The organism is Candidatus Caldatribacterium sp. SIUC1 (assembly GCF_051549785.1).
Classification (GTDB): domain Bacteria; phylum Atribacterota; class Atribacteria; order Atribacterales; family Caldatribacteriaceae; genus Caldatribacterium.
Window position 1 is genome coordinate 1859039 of sequence record NZ_CP189974.1, and the last position, 17650, is coordinate 1876688.

Below are 17650 nucleotides of genomic sequence, written 5' to 3' on the forward strand. Positions count from 1 at the left end.
CTTCATTCCCATTCAATCGTCGCGGGAGGTTTGGAGGTAATGTCATAGACCACCCTCCCTATCCCTGCCACTTCGTTCACGATGCGCCGGGCGATGACGTCAAGGGTGTCATAGGAAATCCTTGCCCAATCGGCGGTCATACCGTCCTCACTCATGACCGCCCGGATGACCCCCACGTACTTGTACGTCCGCTCATCCCCCATAACACCGACGCTCCGGACCGGAACCAGAACTCCAAAGGACTGCCAGAGCTTCCGGTAAATCGGCGATTTCCGCAACTCCTGGTCAATGATGGCGTCCATGTCCCGGAGAATCGCCAGCCGTTCCTCGGTCACCTCGCCGATGATACGTACGGCAAGGCCAGGACCGGGGAAGGGCTGTCGCCAGATGATGTCCTCGGGGATGCCGAGTTCTGCCGCCAGCCTCCGGACCTCGTCCTTAAAGAGGAACCGTAGGGGCTCGAGGACCTTAAGGTGCATGTGTTCGGGAAGCCCTCCAACGTTGTGGTGGGTTTTGATTCGGGCCGATGGACCCCACACCGAGACGCTCTCGATGACATCCGGATAGGTCGTCCCCTGGAGGAGATAGGTGACGTCTCCGAGTTTTCTCGCCTCTTCCTCGAAGATTTCCACAAACACCCGACCGATAATCTTCCGCTTTTCCTCAGGGTCCACGACTCCCCGAAGGGCGAGAAGAAAACGTTCCCTGGCATCAACATAAATCACCCGGTCTTTCCCCAGAAGTGCCCGCATGTTGGAGAGCACCTGCTCCGCCTCTCCCTTCCGCAAAAGACCGTTGTTGACGAAGATGCAGCTCAGCTGGTCCCCGATAGCCCGATAGGTCAGGACCGCCGCGGTAACCGAGTCCACCCCACCGCTGAGCGCACACACGACTCGCTCCTTCTGAACCTCGTTGCGGACATACTGGATCTGCTGCTTCACAATGGACTCGGGAGTCCATTCAGGACGACATCCACAGATACCAAAAACGAAGTTCGCAAGGATCTCCTTCCCCAGAGGGGTATGGGAAACTTCGGGATGGAACTGAATACCCCAGATTCTCCCGCTTTTGTCCCTGACTGCAGCGTACTCGCACCCTTCTGTTCGGGCCACGCAGACAAAGTCCTCAGGGATCTCCTTCACACTGTCCCCATGGCTCATCCAGCAGACCATCTCACTTCCCAGACCTTCGAAGAGCCCTCCCCGTTCGAGAACGAAAAGGAGGGCCCTCCCGTACTCCCGGCTCTGAGACCGGATGACCTTCCCTCCCAGGGTACTGACGAGAAGCTGCATCCCGTAGCAGATACCAAGGACTGGCTTTCCGCTTTCGAGGACTCCCTGTGGCAGCCGGGGGGCATTCTCATCGGTGACACTGTAAGGGCTTCCTGAAAGAATGATACCCCGGATTTCAGCATCGGACAGCGAGGGACAACCCCGCATGTGGTATGGCCAGATTTCACAGTACACCTGGAGCTCCCGAATGCGGCGAGCAATGAGCTGAGTGTACTGAGAACCAAAATCCAGAATGACAATCTTATCCATACCCGGCGCTCACCGTCCCATGCCCACACCCTGTTCCCTCTGCAGGTGTTTCCCCTCAGTCCAGATACTCGGTGCCACGACAATTTCGACCTTCTGCATTTCCCGAATATTCCGTGCCCCCAGAGACCCCATGGCCACCCTGAGCGCTCCGACGAGATTCATTGTGCCATCGGTGACCGTACTTGGGCCAAAGAGGATTTCCCGAAGACTCCCCTTAATGCCAACCCTGATGAGCGTCCCACGGGGTAGTGCCGGGTCTGGAGTGGCCATGCCCCAGTGGTGCCCCCGACCGGGAGCTTCCTGGGCGCTGGCCAGAGGCGAGCCAAGCATCACGGCATCTGCTCCACTGGCTATCGCTTTGGCGATATCTCCACCCACCCGCATGCCTCCATCGGTAATCACCGCCACGTACCGGCCGGTGCTCTTCAGGTAATCTTCCCGGGCCGCTGCCACATCCACCGTTGCCGTCACCTGGGGAACACCAATGCCAAGAACAGCCCTCGTGGTGCAGGCAGCTCCGGGGCCAATACCAACGAGAATGCCGCTCACTCCCGCACGCATGAGCTCCAGGGCCACCTCATAGGTGGCACAGTTCCCCACAACCACAGGAACGGGAACCTCCCGACAGAACTTCTCAAGGTCCAGAGCCTGGAGCGAAGAGGAAACATAACGGAGGGTGGTCACCGTGGCCTGAATGACCAGGACGTCAACCCCGGCCTGGATGGCCCTCCTGCCAAGCGTTTCGGCCCGAAGAGGGGTAACGGATACCGCCGCAGGAACATTATGAGACTTAATCTCCTCAATCCGCCGGTCGATGAGCTTCTCCTTAATGGGTTCCTGGTACACCCGCTGGAGCAGCGCAGCAACCTCGTCTTTAGGCCGGGAGATGATTTCCTCAATCACCGCGTAGGGGTCTTCGTAGCGAGTGAATAGCCCCTCGAGGTTCAGGACTCCCAGGGCTCCAAGCTTTCCCAGCTCCACAGCCATACGGGGGTCCACCACCCCATCCATGGCCGCTCCAAGAATAGGAACCTCAAGCCGTACTGATCCGATACTCGTTGAAACGTCTACATCCTTTGGGTCCACCGTGACATTGCCCGGCACAAGGGACACATCATCAAACCCAAAGGTCATCCGCGCCTTTCGGTTTCTCCCCAAAAAGTACTCCATAGGCCTCACCTTTTCTCTATCTCCGTCTCTTCAGCAATAATAACCTCAGTGGTCAACACAAGAGAGGCCACGCTCAATGCGTTCTGCAGAGCTACCCGGACCACTTTGGCGGGGTCCACAATGCCTGCCGCGAACATGTCGGCGAAATCGCCCCGGACCACGTCAAACCCCATATTCCAGGGTTCCGCCCTCATCTTCCCCACTATGAGGGGCCCCTGATATCCAGCGTTTTCGGCAATCTGTCTTGCAGGTTCCTCCAGGGCTTTCCGCACAATCTCCGCTCCTGTGCGTTCCCTCTCAGGAATGGCCTCTACATCGAGCTCCTGAGCAAGATGGAGCAGGGCCGCACCACCCCCGGGGACAATGCCCTCCTCAAGGGCAGCCCTGGCAGCGGCCAGAGCATCCTCAACGCGAAGGCGTTTTTCCTTGAGTTCGACCTCAGTTGGTGCTCCAACCCGGATGACAGCAACCCCGCGGGTGAGCCGCCCCAGACGTTCCTCGAGCTTTTCCCGGTCGTAATCCGAGGTGGATCTCTCAATCTGGGCACGAATCTGCCGGACTCGTTCCTCAATATCCCGCTTTCTCCCCTTTCCCCCGACAATCACCGTGGTATCCCGGGTAACCCGAACCTTCTCTGCCTGACCGAGGAGCTCGAGCGGAACTTTCTCGAGTTTCATCCCCAGGTCCTGGAGAATGACCTGTCCCCCGGTGAGCACCGCAATATCCCCCAGAATTTCTTTTTGCCGTTCTCCAAAAGCAGGCGCCTTGACCGCTGCAACCTGCAGCACTCCCCGGAGCTTGTTGACCACAAGGAGGGCCAAGGCCTCGCCGTCAATCTCCCCCACAATGCAGAGCAGAGGACGACCTGTCTGGAAAACCCGCTCAAGGAGTGGGAGAAGCGTTGCGGCGTTGCGAATCTTGTAATCGGAGATGAGGATGAGGGGACGCTCAAGGAGGACTTCCCCCTTCTCGAGATCCGTCACAAAGTATGGGGAAACAAAACCCCGGTCAAACTGCAGACCCTCGACCACTTCAAGGGTGGTCTCAACACCTTGAGAATCCTCGATGGTTACCACACCGTCTCTCCCTACCCGTTCCAGCGCCTCGGCCACAAGCTCTCCCAGGAACTCGTCTTTTGAAGCCACAGAGGCCACTTGGGCCACGTGCCTTTTCTCCACAACCGGAACGCTCCGTTCCCGAAGTTTCCGCAACACCGCGTCTACGGCTTTCTCCATTCCGCTTCTGAGAAACACCGGGCTGTGAAGGGAAAGGAGGGCCTTCATCCCCTCTTCCACCATTCTCTGAGCCAGAACAACAGCCGTTGTGGTCCCATCCCCCACGACGTCGTTCGTCCTTACCGCAACCTCCCTGAGAATCCTGACGCCCACGTTCTGAAAAGCGTCATGGACCTCGATATCCCGAGCCACAGTGACCCCGTCGTTTGTGACGAGAGGAAGACCCCAGTCCTTCTCAAGGAGCACATTCCTCCCCCGTGGTCCCAGGGTGCGTCGCACCACCCCGGAGAGCGCTTCAATCCCCTCCCGGAGGGCCTGACGGGCTTCGTTACCAAAAAGCAAAGTCTTCGCCACAATGTTCACCTCTTCGTCCTCGTCAAAACGCATGCCAGAATAATACCGCAGAGTATCTCGAGAATTCAACCAGACCCCAGGGAGAGCTGGGGAAGGGGGTCAATCGCCAGAGAATCCCGCCTTCCCCGGAGGAAATGGAAAAGACCACAGGCGGCAATCATCGCCGCGTTATCCGTGCACAGCGCCCGGGATGGGAAAAACACCCGAATCCCCCGTTTCTTTCCCTCTTCTTCCATGACCTCTCGGAGGCGACGGTTCGCCGCCACTCCTCCCCCCACAACGAGCGCTGGACATGCCGTACGCTCCACCGCCAGGAAAGCCTTTTTGACCAGACTGCGAACCACACTCTCCTGGAAAGAGGCCGCAAGGTCCCGAAGGAGACGCTCGTCGCGTTTTTCCTCGGGAGAGAGCTGCGAGAAAAACCTCGCCACAGCGGTCTTTAGACCGCTAAAGCTGAAATCCAGGGTATCCTCATCCTCAAGCCCGCTCCGGAAGAAAAAGCGTTTCCCATCTCCTTCTCTGCTCAGGCGGTCGATCACCGGACCCCCCGGGTACCCGAGGCCAAGAAGCCGAGCTACCTTGTCGTACGCCTCACCGGCGGCATCGTCCCTTGTCCTCCCGAGCAAAACGTAGTTCCCCCAGTCCCGAACGGCAAAAAGCTCGGTATGCCCTCCGGAAACGATGAGTGCCACAAAGGGAGGATTTGCAGAGGGGTTATCGAGGCGTACGGCAAAAAGATGCCCTTCCAGGTGATTGACCGCCACAAGGGGCTTCTCAAGAGCAAAAGCCAGAGCTTTCGCCAGGCACATCCCCATAAGGAGCGACCCTAAAAGCCCCGGTCCCTGGGTCACGGCCACAAGACCGATATCACGGAGGGTGACCCCGGCTTCTTTGAGAGCAGTGTGGAGGATTGCGGGAAGTACCTCAAGATGACGCCTTGAGGCCACCTCGGGAACGATACCCCCAAACGCCCGGTGAACCTCGACCTGACTCGAAACCACATTGGAACGGATTCTGAAATGCCCATCGACCACCGCCACACAGCTATCGTCGCAGCTCGTTTCAATCCCCAGAACCAGAAGTCCTTCGCTCATCCCTTTCCCCCTCAAAATCCTTCCGCATGATGAGCGCGTCCTCTCCATCGGCATAGTACCTCGACCGTACTCCCACCACCCGGAAGCCAAACTTCCGGTAGAGATTCTGGGCCCTGGTATTGCTCACCCGGACTTCCAGAAGCACGTAACGACACCCACAGGCCTGGGCGTACTCAAGGGCGTATCGAAAGAGTCTTTTCCCAAAACCTCTCCCCCGGTACCGGGGGTGGATGGCAAAGGTTGTAACGTGCCCCTCTTCCCACAGAATCCAGAGGCCGATGTACCCGATGACCCTGCCCTCAAAAAGCGCTACGAAATACGAGGCGACTTTGTTCGAAAGCTCGGTGAGGAAGAGCGAATACGACCAAGGTTGAGAGAAGGACCGCCGCTCAATTGCCACCACATAGGGCAGGTGGTGCGTCCGCATTTCCACAATCCGAAAATCACCGTTGTCAACGAGAACCTTATCGTCCGAAAACCCTGGATCCATAGAGGGGCAATATGGTAAAGACGTTCTCAAAACTCCCCCTCTCCCCACGCTCCCGGGACAGCGCCACAAGCTCAAGGGGGTTGGGAACTGCAAGATCGGGGTGGAGACACGAAAGACCAGCTTTCCCAAACTCCTCGGAGAGGTCTTCCCAGGGAGTCACAACCAGAACGCCCGTCCTCTCCGCGTACCGAGCAACGAATTCCTCCGGAGAACCTACTCGGGGTGGAGCGGCAAGGCGGGTCGAGGGAAAGGGGAATTCAGACCAGAAAATCTCTCCTTTCCGGTGGAAAATCACCGGAACAATAATCTCGAAGGACGAAGCCACGTGGAGCCTCCGGGCCTGACTCGCCAGAAGCTCAAGAACCGAGAACCCCAGAAGAGGTACCTGGAAAGCATAGGCTAGGCCCTTCGCAACCATGTTGCCAACCTTAACTCCAGTGAACGACCCAGGACCAAGACCGACGAGAATGCACTCCAGGCGCTCCCTCAGTAAGAAGCGGTCCTGTATCACCCTGAGGTACTCTAAAAGCAGGAGGGAATGCTCCATCCTCGTATAGTGGACCACCTGGAAAAGGACCTTTTCCCCCTCCACGGCGGCCACCCCAAGCCAGGGAGTGCTGCTGTCAAGGGCAAGAATCATCCCCCACCACCCGAATGGGTAACCCGGATATGCCGTACACACTCGTCGACAATGCCAATCTGCACCCAGAAAAACGGAGGAGGGAAAAAGTGAAGGAACTTCTCTCCCCACTCCACCACCACGATGCCCCCTCCCTCCAGGTATTCGGAAAAACCAAGATCCACGACCTCTTCCCACTTGCTCAGGCGGTAGCAATCCATGTGGTACAGAGGACAGGGCTTCCCGGAATACTCGTGAACCAGGGAAAACGTTGGACTGCGCACCTCATTTTCCGGTATCTCCAGAGCCTGGGCCATACCCTTGACGAAAACCGTCTTCCCCGCTCCAAGTTCTCCGGAAAGGAGAACAAGGACAGGGGGCCTGCAGAACTCAAGGACGAATTCTCTCCCCCGCCTTTTCGTCTCCTCAGGGCTTTCGGTCCACCAGAACGCCACTTCCCTCATCAGACGAACACGCGATGACGTATCCTTCCGAAGCTGCAGAGGACCTCATGGGGAATTGTCTTTCCCCGGCGCGCAATCTCTTCAACCCGTATCTCCTCCTCACCATCCCTCCCGATAAAGGTGACCACATCCCCCTTCTCCACTCCCTCAATGTGGGTCACATCGACCATCACCTGGTCCATGGAGATCGTCCCGATGACCGGGGCTCTTTTCCCGCGAACCAGAACCTCGAGATTGTTGGAAAGGACCCGGAAGAGCCCCTGGGCGTACCCCAGGGCGACAACCGCCACTTTCGACACCCGCGAGGTCACGAACGTCCCCCCATAACCCACCCGGAAACCAGGGGGGAGAACCTTGACGAGCTTCACCCGGGCCCGGACACTGGTGACGGGCTTCAGACCAAGCGATTTTGCGAGTTCTGGTTCCCCGTTTGGGGATACCCCGAAAAGAGCAATACCGATCCGGTTCAGCGCAAGCCGCATGTGGGGGAATGCGAGAAAGGCCGCGCTATTCGCGCAGTGGTACTCCAGGGATTTCCCCCAGAACCCCCAGCGCTTCAGGAAAGCCAGAAATTTCTGAAATTGCCACTCTGTGTACTCCGGATCTTTCTCGGCGCTTGAGAAATGCGTCATCACACCGCACAGAGTAACGGCAGGCGAAAGGAACATTCTCTCAAGGAAATCACGGGTAAAGTTGCAGGGAAGGCACCCCAACCTCCCCATCCCGGTGTCTACTTTCAAGTGAAAGCGGGCAGTCTTTCCCTGCCGCCCTGCAGCCTTGACCAGGCTCTCGAGCTCCTCTTTCTGCGAGACAACGGGAACGAACCCCTCAGCAACGATGACCTCAGCCTCCCAGGGGAAAAACCCCCCGAGGATGTAGATATCACCCTCAACACCGGACCTTTTGAGATCGAGGGCTTCCTCTAAAGAAGCCACGCCGAATTTCCGAAGGCCCAGCGAGGAAAGCAGGGTAGCAGTAGCCACCCCATGGCCGTAGACCTGGGATTTCACCACCCCCATGATGTCTCCCCGGGGAGAGGCCAGCTGTCTGAGCACCAGGAGGTTATGGGCAAGATGTTCCCGAGAAATCTCCATCCAGAAATGAAAGCTCCCATGTTCCATCTTCTACCACCTTTCGTGCCGCATCAAGGCGTTCGGCAATCTCATGGGCGACAATGGAGGTTCTCCCTTCCCTGCGCAGGATGTCTCCCGAAAGCCCGTGGAGAAACACCCCACAGAGCGCACCGCTTATTGCATCAAGACCCTGTGCCATCAACCCACCGATGAGTCCTGCCAGAACGTCTCCGCTTCCTGCTGTAGCCAGAAGCTCGTTCCCTGTGGGGTTCACGAAGATCTCCCCCCTGGGGCTTACCACGAGAGTCCCCGGCCCCTTAAGGACCACGACGCATCCGAAAAAAGCAGCGATATCCAGGGCAGCCTGCACCTTCCACTCGCTGACCTCCTGTACGGGCCTGGCCAGAAGGCGAGCCGCCTCGCCCACGTGAGGCGTCACAACCCACTCGACGAGTTTCCCCTCCCACCGCTTGCGATGTTCGGCGATAACGTTCAGCGCATCGGCATCGAGCACACCCTTTGCCGAAGTGTGTTCAAGGAACTGCTCTAAGAAACGCCGCACCCCTTCACTCACCCCAAGACCCGGCCCGACCACAACACCTGAAACCTTCCGGGCCTCAAATCCCTGGAGCACCGCCTCAACGTCGTGTTCCCCATAGCTCCAGTCAGGACGTGCCGAAGACGCAAGAGTCACCCCCACAACCTCAGGGAGGCTGGTTCGCACCGCCAGAGAAAGCTCTGCAGGCAAAGGCCACACCACCATGCCTGCACCACTCCGATAGGCTCCCTGAGCAACCAGCATCCCCGCACCGAGCATGGCCGAAGACCCGGCAACAACCCCTACCACACCGGCAGAAATCTTGTGGGTTGACCACGACCGCCGGGGAAGAAGGACACGGACATCCGAAGGAAGCACCAGGTACCCATCGGCCTTTTCGTTCCCCCCAAAGGACAGGGGTATACCGATGGGGTACACTCTGATTCTTCCCGCATACGCTCTTCCCGGATACAGGACAAGGCCCCTCTTGAGAAAACCAAAGGTCACCGTGAGATCCGCCCGTACCGCCTCGCCGAGAACCCGCCCGTCGCTGGCGTCTACCCCGGAAGGGACGTCAACAGCCACGACGAACTTCCTCGTCACCGCATTGATACACCGAATCACCTCCCGGTGTATTCCCTCGACTTCCCGGGCAAGACCCGTCCCAAAGAGGGCATCGACAATCAGGGTGTCCTCCTCAAGCCGAACATCGCCAGAAGAGGAAACCACCTGCACAGGAAGGTCGAGTTCTTTAAGGACGGCGTAATTGTACTGGGCGTCTCCTCTGAGGTTCTCCGGAGAACCCACAAGGTACACCCTGGGGGGATTCTCGGGATGCGCCACGAAAAGGTGGCGGGCCACCACCATCCCATCGCCTCCGTTGTTCCCTGTCCCGCACACGATGGCTACCCGTCGCAGCGATGGTCTTTCCCGCAGGATAGAGAGCGCCTCAGACGCCACCGCCCTTCCGGCATTTTCCATAAGCAAAAGGGTCCTCAGGCCAAAGCGTTCACAGGCGCTTTTCTCCCGCTCCTGCATGGTCTTCGCTGTGACAAGCTCAATCACTGCCTTTCCCTCCCCCGACGATTCCCACCGCCACCGCGACGACCACATCCCGCGAGTGCGAGAAAGAAAGACTGATTCTCCGGAACACCTCGCCACCCTGCGCCACAAAAACTCGTGGCTCTCCCGTGGACGTGTGGAGAATCGTGATATCCCGGAAGCCCAGAGAATATCCCCGCTGCAGGAAGAGCTTCTTCACCGCCTCCTTGCTGGCAAAGAGTGCCGCGACCCCTTCCTGCCACCTCCTCATCCCCTTCCCCCGGTAGTAGGCGAGTTCCTCTGGGGAAAAGAGGCGCTGGAGGAACCGTTCACCAAAGAGGGAGAGAACCCGGGCAATCCGTGCAATCTCCACCACGTCAACGCCTACGAAAGCCCCACCGTCGCTCACGAAGCGGCTTCTCTCTCTTTCCGTGCCTTCTCAATAATGGCCTCCGCTATCTGAGGTGGAACCTCCTCGTAGTGGGAGAACCTCATGATGAACGAACCCCGTCCCTGGGTGATGGAACGGAGGTCAACGGAATACCGGAAAAGCTCAGCAAGCGGGACCAAAGCCTTAATTTTCTGGTAGCCATCCTCAGGTTCCATGCCCAGAATCTTCCCCCGGCGAGCGTTGAGGTCCCCGATAACATCCCCCATGTTCTCCTCGGGCACCGTCACCTCAACACTCATGATGGGCTCAAGGAGCACCGGATTGGCCTCCTGGGCTCCCTTCCGGAACGCCATGGAACCAGCGATCTTGAAGGCCATGTCTGAGGAGTCCACCGGATGATACGACCCATCGTAGACGGTTACCCGCACGTCCACCACTGGGTACCCCGCAAGGACTCCTTCCTGCATGGCTTCCTGCACACCCTTTTCCACTGCAGGAATGTAGTTCTTCGGGATCACACCACCCACGATTTTGTCAACGAATTCGAACCCCTGTCCCCGGGGAAGCGGCTCAAGTTCAAGCCAGGCATGGCCATACTGCCCCCGACCTCCCGACTGGCGTTTGTACTTTCCCTCGGCACGGGCCGTCTTCTTGATGGTCTCCTTGTAAGGAACCCGGGGAACCGAGAGGGCGACCTCTACACCGAACTTGCGCTTCATCTTTTCTGCTAGAACATCAAGGTGAATGTCCCCGAATCCGTAAACGATATCCTCTTTGGTATCTGGTTCTCGCTGCACCCTGAGTGTAGGGTCCTCTTCGAGCATGCGGCTCAGAGCCTGGCTGATTTTCTCCTCGTCTGCTTTCCCCACAGGCCGTATAGCCGCCATGTAGTTCGGCTCAGGGTACTCAAGGGGTGGAAAAACAATGGGGTGTTCCCGATCCGAGAGGGTATCGCCAGTGAAAACTTCGGTCACCTTGGCCACAGCCGCGATGTCTCCCGCTCTGACCTCCTTCAGAGGTTCCTGCGACTTTCCCCGAATGAGGAGGAGCTGCCCCACCTTTTCTTCCACATCCCGGGAGGCATTGTACAGCCGGGCATCTGCCGAGAGTTTCCCCGAATAGACCCGGAAAAAGGCAATCTTCCCCACGTACGGGTCGCTCAGAACCTTAAAGACAAAGGCCGAGAAAGGAGCGTCCTCACGACAGGGTCGTTCTTCCTCTTCCTGGGTTCTGGGGTTCTTCCCCTTTACCGGCGGGCGGTCAAGAGGGCTTGGGGCAAATTCCACGAGAAAGTCCGCTAAAGCAGTGACTCCCTTATTCTCCAGGCCCGAACCACAGAGAACCGGGAAAATCTTTCGCTCAAGTGTGGCCTTTTTGAGGGCTTCCCGGAGCTTTTCCGGTGGAATCCCCTGACCGTCAAGGTAGAGATTGAGGAGTTCGTCATCGGTCTCCGCAACGTTTTCCAGAAGCTCCTCCCGCCACGTTCTGGCCTCGTCTTCAAGCTCTCCAGGTATTTCCCCCTCCCGAACCGTCTTCCCGTCACCCTCGAAGTACAAGGCCTTCATGGTCAGAAGGTCTACAAGGCCCCGGAAAGCGCTCTCCTTGCCGATGGGGAGGAAAACCGGGGTCGCCTTGGGGGTGAACTTCTTGCGGATGTTCTCCAGAACACCGTAGAAATTGGCACCCTCCCGGTCCATACGGTTCACCAGGAAGAACACCGGGAGGTTCTCCCGCTTCAGGTAGTCCCATGCCTTCTCGGTACCAACCTCAACGCCGGACACCGCGCAGAGGAAAATCACCCCGCTGTCCACTGCCCGAAGCGCCCCGATGACGTTCCCCAGAAAATCCATGTACCCCGGGGTATCTATGAGATTGACCTTGCAACCCTTCCACTCAAAGGGCAGGATCGAAAGGTCGATGGACAGTCCGCGTCGAATCTCCTCGGGTTGCCAGTCAGAGACCGTGTTGCCTTCCTCAACTCTGCCCCGCCGTGTCATCACCCCTGCGTTGAAAAGCAAGGCCTCGGAAAACGTGGTTTTTCCCGCTCCCGCATGGGAGAAGAATCCAATGTTCCGGATGTCCCCACTTTTGAAATCCTTCAAACGCAACTCCTCCCTTCTTGCATCATGGCCTGCGCTCTTCTTTGAGAATATATCATACGATGCCTTCACTCAGCAAAAAGAAAAAAAGGCTCAGAGCAAAAAGCAGGGCGAAAAGCTTGGTCTTCCAGTCGTGCCAGAAAAGCCTTTCAAGCAGTTCCCGGAGAAGCCTCACAGTCTTCGATATAGGATTTTGAGCATTCTCTTGAGCGTTCCTGCCTCGATATCCCACGCCATCCTCCCGTGCACCGCAAGGGAGATCTTCCCCGTCTCCTCAGAAATCACAATGGCCAGGGCGTCCGTCTGCTCGGTCACCCCGAGGCCAGCCCGATGACGGGTGCCGATTTTTCGTCGCGCTTCCACCTGTTCAGCCAGGGGAAGGATGCACCCGGCAGCGACAATCTTGTTCTCCCGAACGACCACTGCTCCGTCATGCAGGGGAGAGTCGGGAAGGAAAATAGAGAAGAGCAACTCCGGCGAAAAAAAAGCGTCCACCAGGACACCGGTCTGGATGAAGTCCCGGAGGCTGTTCGTCCTCTCAAGGACAACCAGCGCACCGATCTTCTTCCGCGAGAGCGTCTGACACGCCAGGGCAAGGTCCTCAATGAACTTCGCACGACCCTCCTCATTGGTGTTCCGTTCAAGCAGGACATGGTGGTACAGGCGGTTCATGTAATTCCTGCGCAACTCCGGCTGGAGAATGAGCAACATTGTTCCCACGTAGACGAAAAGACACAAGCGCCAGAAAAGGCGGAGCTCCCCCAGGGTGAGAAGATTCGAGACCCCCGCGGCGATGAAAAGAACCATGAGAGAACGGACGGGCAGAAAAAGCGGGGTTCCTTTCACCCACCTGAGGAACTGATACGAAAAATAGTAGAGCACCCCTATTTCCACCACGTACTTCAGAAAGCCTGGGAGCAAGAGACTGTTTCCCTCCGGGCCTCAAAGCAGGAGGCTCAAAATGGCCTTCTGGGCATGGAGCCTGTTCTCCGCCTCGTCAATCACTACAGAATGTGCTCCATCAATGACCTCATCGGTGATCTCCTGTCCCCGGTGCGCAGGCATGCAGTGCATGACGATGGCCTCGGGGGAAGCAAGGGCGAGCAACTCATTGTTCACCTGGTAGGGCCAGAAGAAGGACAACCGTTCCTCAAGCTCTTGCTCTTTCCCCATGCTGGCCCACACGTCGGTGTATACCACATCTGCCCCCAGAACAGCCTTTCTCGGGTCAACCTCGTAGACAATCTCTGCTCTGCTCTTCTGTGCCTCTCTCTGAGCCCAGTTCCAGATTTCCCAGGAAGGCCGGTACCGCTCAGGAGTGCACACAGTTAGGGAAAGACCAAGACGCGCAGCAGCAACAATCCACGAGTGGCAGACGTTATTCCCGTCGCCCACAAAAACAATCTTGACGTTGAGCGTTCCCTTCTTCTCCTGCACCGTGAGCAGGTCCCCCAGCACCTGGCAGGGATGGTGGAGGTCGGAGAGACCGTTGATCACCGGAACCCCGGCGTATCGGGCCATCTCAAGGACCGTCTCGTGAGCAAAGGTGCGGACCACAATGCCGTCCACCATCCTCCCGAGAACCAGCGCAACATCCTTCACGGCTTCGCGCTTACCAAGACCCACTTCCTGGGGACCGAGGTAAAAGCATTCTCCACCGAGCTGCCGCACCGCCACCTCAAAGGATACCCGGGTACGGAGGGAAGGCTTTTCAAAAAGCAGGGCAACGATTTTCCCTCCAAGGACACTGAATCTCTCACCCAGCGTCCACCGCTTCTTCAGGTCCAAAGCAACCTCAAGGAGATAAAGAATCTCCTCCCGCGAGAAATCCGCGAGATCCAGAAAGTGACGTCCCCGGAATGCCTGCGTCATGTTCTCCCCTCTCCCATTTTCTCCCGGTAAACCTTTTCCACGTACGGAGAGAGAAAAGCCCGCAAAACGGCTCCATACCCGGCACGAAACGATACCACATCGCCGACCCGGTACGGTCGCTGACTCTCTTCGACATCAAGCACAAGGTAATTGCTTGTAGCCCCCACTATTGTAACATGTTCGTCGTCGAAATATAACTGATCCTCATCAACGTCCTGCTTCCCCAGTGCAACGAGAATCCTCCTGCGGGGACCAGAAGACCGCAGAACACACTGCCTGCCGAAAGCGTCATACCCCAGGGCCTTCCCCTGAAGGGGTTCCTTGGCACGCACCTCCACAACCTCGGCCAGGATCGCAAAAGCCCCCTGCTTCAGCCAGGGAATGTCCCTTTTCCTGCTGATGTCGCTGCCAAAAAGCAGGGCTTCTCCAAAACGCACCTCATCCACTCCTTCAAGAGGTCTTCCCTCCTCCCAGAGGGAGAGAAAGGTTGTCCCTCCTACGGAGAGAACAACCTCCTTCTGGAGTTCCTCTGCAAAAAACCCCTTCACCCTCAGGAGCCTTTCGACCACCTCCCGGTCGGGGAGGACGCCGCTCAAACAGGCAAGGGTCGTGGCAATGCCCCGCAGGGAAACCCAGAAAAGACGCCGCAGCACCTCGAGAGTCTGGGGGAGTTCCTCAAAGAGAAACCCTTCCCGCCCATCCCCTCCTTCCACCGCGAGGACCACCGAGGAAGGCCTCCTTGTTCTTCGGGCTACGGCCTCGAGGTTTTCCAAGACCTCAACGTGAGAGACAAAGGGAGAAATGCCTTGTTCGCTGAGGATTTCAAGCTCCCAGGACATGGGAAGACGAATGAGGAAGAGTTCCGCGTGGGATCCGAAGAGACGGCGAAGACGCAGGAGGTTTGGGAGGTTAGAGTCAGCAAAACTCGAAAAGCCGAGATCCCAAAGCATCCGGGCAAGAACGGGATCGGCCAGAAACCCCTTGGTCACGATGACAGGGTGGACGTTCCAGAGGGAACACCTTTCTCGAAGAATACAGGCATTCTCTCTCAGAACATCAAGGTCAATTTCCAGACGAGGATACAAAACGAGGCCACCTCAAAAAACGAACTGGGGGTACCTGAAAGGTACCCCCCCGTCGCATCACCGTTTGGAGAACTGGAAGCGAGCACGAGCTGCCCGTTGACCGTACTTCTTGCGCTCTTTCATTCTGGGGTCTCTGGTCAGAAGCCCCGCCTTCTTGAGGATACTCCGCAGGTTCTCGTCCACAAGGAGCAGAGCTCGGGCAACGCCGTGCGCCAGGGCTCCAGCCTGGCCGCTCAAACCTCCCCCCGAAACCCGGGCTTCAACGTTGAAGCGGGCCTCCGTTCCCGTCAGCACGAGCGGCTTTCGCACAAGGACCTGCCAGGCCAGCCGGGGGAAGTATTCTTCAAGGCTTCGCCCGTTTACGGTGATTCTCCCCTCCCCCAGGGTCAGCCAGACCTTGGCCACTGAAGTCTTTCTTCTCCCCGTTGCGTAGTACTTTACGGCCACACTCACCATCATTCACTCCCTATAGGCAGCGGAATCGGATTCTGCGCGCTGTGGGGGTGAGAAGGACCACGGTAGACCTTGAGCTTACGGATGATTCTGCGACCCAGGCGATGATGGGGAATCATTCCCCACACCGCTCTCCGGATGACCTCTTCGGGTCTCCGTGAAAGCAGCGATCTCAGCGTCTCCTCCTTCAACCCTCCCGGGTACCCACTGTGCCGCCGGTATAGCTTCTGGTCGAGCTTCTTTCCCGTTACCCGGACTTTCTCGGCGTTGACTACGATCACATAGTCCCCGACGTCAAAGAAGGGGACGTAGATGTTCTTGTGTTTGCCCATCAAGACAGTGGCAATACGAGAAGCCAGCCGACCAAGGGTCTGGCCTTCTGCATCCACAACGTACCACTTCTTCTCAATGCTCTTGAGTGACGGAACGTACGTTCTCTCCTGCATCGTTCTTCTCCCCCAGCGTAGTCAAGACAAACTGAATTTTAGAGAAGTGCAAGGGAGTTGTCAAGAAAAGGGCGAAATTTTCCTTTCAACCCGGGAATCCTCCTGTTCTGGCGGCAACCTCATGCATCAGGTCCCTGAGCTGGAAATAGCTCCGAACATAGCGGTCGTAGTAGAAGAGGTAAATTTCGTGGTTTTCCCGGTTGGGGTAAATCTGTCCGGAAATCTGCACCATTTTCAGGGTAGCCTCGGGGATGCTATCGTAGAACCCGACGCCCACAGCGGCGTAAATAGCGGTTCCAAGAGTACTCGCCTCCTCCACCGTTGTGAGGTAGATGGGGATATTAGTGACATCGGCGTGAATCTGTAACCAGAGCCTGCTTCGCGCTCCTGCCCCGCTTGCGTACATTTCCTCAACCTCGAATCCCGACTGAGCAAGGGTCTTGAGGATGTGATACGTCCCGTAGGCAGTTCCTTCATAGATTGCCCGGAGCACGTGGGCCTTAGTGTGACTCAGAGACAGCCCCCAGAGGGCTCCCCGGGCGAGGGGGTCCTGATAAGGACTGCGGTTCCCCTGGAAGTAATCAAGGAGTACCAGACCATCGGAACCAGGAGGAATCTGAGCAACCATCCTGTCAAGAAGAGCAAAGAGGTCCTCACCCAGCTCGCAGGCCCGGGCACACTCCTCTTGAGCAAAGTTGTCCATAAACCACTTGATCACCGAACCCGTGGAGCTCTGCCCTCCCTCAAGAATCCAGAGGTTCGGGAGCACCGCCCCATAGTAGGGACCCCAGATACCCGGACTGAAAATGGGCCGTTCTGAGACGGCCAGGTGACACGTCGAGGGGCCAACAACCATGGCCAGACGCTGGGGATGCACCACGTCAAGCCCCACCATCGCCGCATAGGCATCGATGCCGCCCTGGATGACCGGAGTTCCCGGAACAAGACCAAGCTCATAGGCGGCCCGCTTGGTCAGCTCGCCCACCTTTTCACCAACCGGGACGAGTTCCCTCGGCCACTTTTGCAGGAGCTCTTCAAAATGGAGATCCCGCAAAAGAGCCACTGGCCATCCTCCCTCCGTGGGACAGTAGTTCCACTTGCAGATGGCGTTGTTGAGGGAGGTGACCCAGCGGTCAGTGAGCTTAAACATAATCCAGTTCTGGGCCTCCACGATGTAGTCGGCGTTAACGAAGATATCTGGGAGGTTCTCCTTGAGCCACAGAGCCTTGGGGATCATCCATTCCGGCGACTCATGACCGCCAGCATACCGGAGAAGCGGGTTCTTCGTGGCGTTGATGCGTTCGGCCTGGTCAAAGGCTCGCACATCCATCCACATGATAGCCCGGTACTTAGGGTTTCCGAACCGGTCCACCGGCAGCACCGTGCAGGAACTTGCGCTGACACTCAGCGCAGCGACGTCTTCAGGGCGCACCTCGCCCTCAAAGAGACAGCGTCGCACTGTATCCTGAATCCCCTTCCACCAGTCCATGGGATCCTGCTCGGCCCACCCTGGACGGGGATGGTAGCTGGGATAGGAGTAGAACGAGAGTGCCACCACATTTCCCCGTGCGTCGAAAATCCCACTCCGGAGTCCCTGAGTCCCCACGTCAATACCAAGAAAGTACGGGGGTTTCGCGTTGGCCACCTGACAAAACCTCCTTATTCTTCCCGCTCCCTATGGTACA

The 17650-nt window shown here is 57.6% G+C and carries 17 protein-coding genes; all 17 read right to left on the reverse strand.

The annotated features are described in order from the left end of the window. Positions 1 to 2: 2 nt before the first annotated feature. Entirely contained in the window at positions 3 to 1541 is a 1539-nt protein-coding gene (gene guaA, locus ACP6EK_RS09705) for a glutamine-hydrolyzing GMP synthase (RefSeq protein ID WP_438315882.1), read from the reverse strand. 9 nt (positions 1542 to 1550) lie between these two features. Continuing rightward, entirely contained in the window at positions 1551 to 2711 is a 1161-nt protein-coding gene (locus ACP6EK_RS09710; protein ID WP_438315885.1) for a GuaB3 family IMP dehydrogenase-related protein, read from the reverse strand. Between the two features lie 5 nt (positions 2712 to 2716). Continuing rightward, positions 2717 to 4300, reverse strand: coding sequence for a chaperonin GroEL (gene groL, locus ACP6EK_RS09715; protein WP_438319001.1), 1584 nt, complete (start codon positions 4298 to 4300; stop codon positions 2717 to 2719). 65 nt (positions 4301 to 4365) lie between these two features. Next, positions 4366 to 5394, reverse strand: coding sequence for a tRNA (adenosine(37)-N6)-threonylcarbamoyltransferase complex transferase subunit TsaD (gene tsaD, locus ACP6EK_RS09720; protein WP_438315888.1), 1029 nt, complete (start codon positions 5392 to 5394; stop codon positions 4366 to 4368). Beyond that, entirely contained in the window at positions 5363 to 5884 is a 522-nt protein-coding gene (gene rimI, locus ACP6EK_RS09725) for a ribosomal protein S18-alanine N-acetyltransferase (RefSeq protein WP_438315891.1), read from the reverse strand. The genes tsaD and rimI overlap by 32 nt, the downstream gene beginning before the upstream one ends. After that, a complete protein-coding gene (gene tsaB, locus ACP6EK_RS09730) occupies positions 5859 to 6524 on the reverse strand; it encodes a tRNA (adenosine(37)-N6)-threonylcarbamoyltransferase complex dimerization subunit type 1 TsaB (protein WP_438315894.1) in 666 nt (221 codons plus the stop codon). The genes rimI and tsaB overlap by 26 nt, the downstream gene beginning before the upstream one ends. Continuing rightward, positions 6521 to 6967, reverse strand: a complete 447-nt coding sequence (gene tsaE / locus ACP6EK_RS09735) for a tRNA (adenosine(37)-N6)-threonylcarbamoyltransferase complex ATPase subunit type 1 TsaE (RefSeq protein ID WP_438315897.1) — start codon at positions 6965 to 6967, stop codon at positions 6521 to 6523. Before tsaE ends, tsaB begins: the two co-directional genes overlap by 4 nt. Further along, on the reverse strand, positions 6967 to 8088 hold the full coding sequence (gene alr / locus ACP6EK_RS09740; RefSeq protein ID WP_438315899.1) for an alanine racemase: 1122 nt from the start codon (positions 8086 to 8088) through the stop codon (positions 6967 to 6969). Before alr ends, tsaE begins: the two co-directional genes overlap by 1 nt. Further along, positions 8030 to 9643 (reverse strand): NAD(P)H-hydrate dehydratase, encoded by a 1614-nt coding sequence (locus ACP6EK_RS09745; RefSeq protein WP_438315901.1) that lies wholly within the window; start codon positions 9641 to 9643, stop codon positions 8030 to 8032. The genes alr and ACP6EK_RS09745 overlap by 59 nt, the downstream gene beginning before the upstream one ends. Then, complete coding sequence (locus tag ACP6EK_RS09750) at positions 9636 to 10028, reverse strand: holo-ACP synthase (RefSeq protein WP_438315904.1); 393 nt, start codon at positions 10026 to 10028, stop codon at positions 9636 to 9638. The genes ACP6EK_RS09745 and ACP6EK_RS09750 overlap by 8 nt, the downstream gene beginning before the upstream one ends. Beyond that, a complete protein-coding gene (gene fusA, locus ACP6EK_RS09755) occupies positions 10025 to 12112 on the reverse strand; it encodes an elongation factor G (protein WP_438315906.1) in 2088 nt (695 codons plus the stop codon). Before fusA ends, ACP6EK_RS09750 begins: the two co-directional genes overlap by 4 nt. Positions 12113 to 12280: 168 nt before the next feature. Continuing rightward, positions 12281 to 13030, reverse strand: a complete 750-nt coding sequence (gene cdaA / locus ACP6EK_RS09760) for a diadenylate cyclase CdaA (RefSeq protein WP_438315908.1) — start codon at positions 13028 to 13030, stop codon at positions 12281 to 12283. 21 nt (positions 13031 to 13051) lie between these two features. Continuing rightward, a complete protein-coding gene (gene argF, locus ACP6EK_RS09765; protein ID WP_438315911.1) occupies positions 13052 to 13981 on the reverse strand; it encodes an ornithine carbamoyltransferase in 930 nt (309 codons plus the stop codon). Further along, positions 13978 to 15066: an alanine racemase gene (locus ACP6EK_RS09770; protein WP_438315914.1), complete on the reverse strand. Its 1089-nt coding sequence runs from the start codon at positions 15064 to 15066 to the stop codon at positions 13978 to 13980. The genes argF and ACP6EK_RS09770 overlap by 4 nt, the downstream gene beginning before the upstream one ends. 57 nt (positions 15067 to 15123) lie before the next feature. Continuing rightward, the gene (gene rpsI / locus ACP6EK_RS09775) at positions 15124 to 15522 is read right to left on the reverse strand and encodes a 30S ribosomal protein S9 (protein WP_438319003.1); all 399 of its coding nucleotides are present in this window, start codon (positions 15520 to 15522) and stop codon (positions 15124 to 15126) included. After that, positions 15522 to 15965: a 50S ribosomal protein L13 gene (gene rplM / locus ACP6EK_RS09780; protein ID WP_017888981.1), complete on the reverse strand. Its 444-nt coding sequence runs from the start codon at positions 15963 to 15965 to the stop codon at positions 15522 to 15524. Before rplM ends, rpsI begins: the two co-directional genes overlap by 1 nt. An 85-nt stretch (positions 15966 to 16050) precedes the next feature. Next, positions 16051 to 17610, reverse strand: a complete 1560-nt coding sequence (locus ACP6EK_RS09785) for an FGGY-family carbohydrate kinase (RefSeq protein ID WP_438315917.1) — start codon at positions 17608 to 17610, stop codon at positions 16051 to 16053. Between the last annotated feature and the right edge of the window lie 40 nt (positions 17611 to 17650).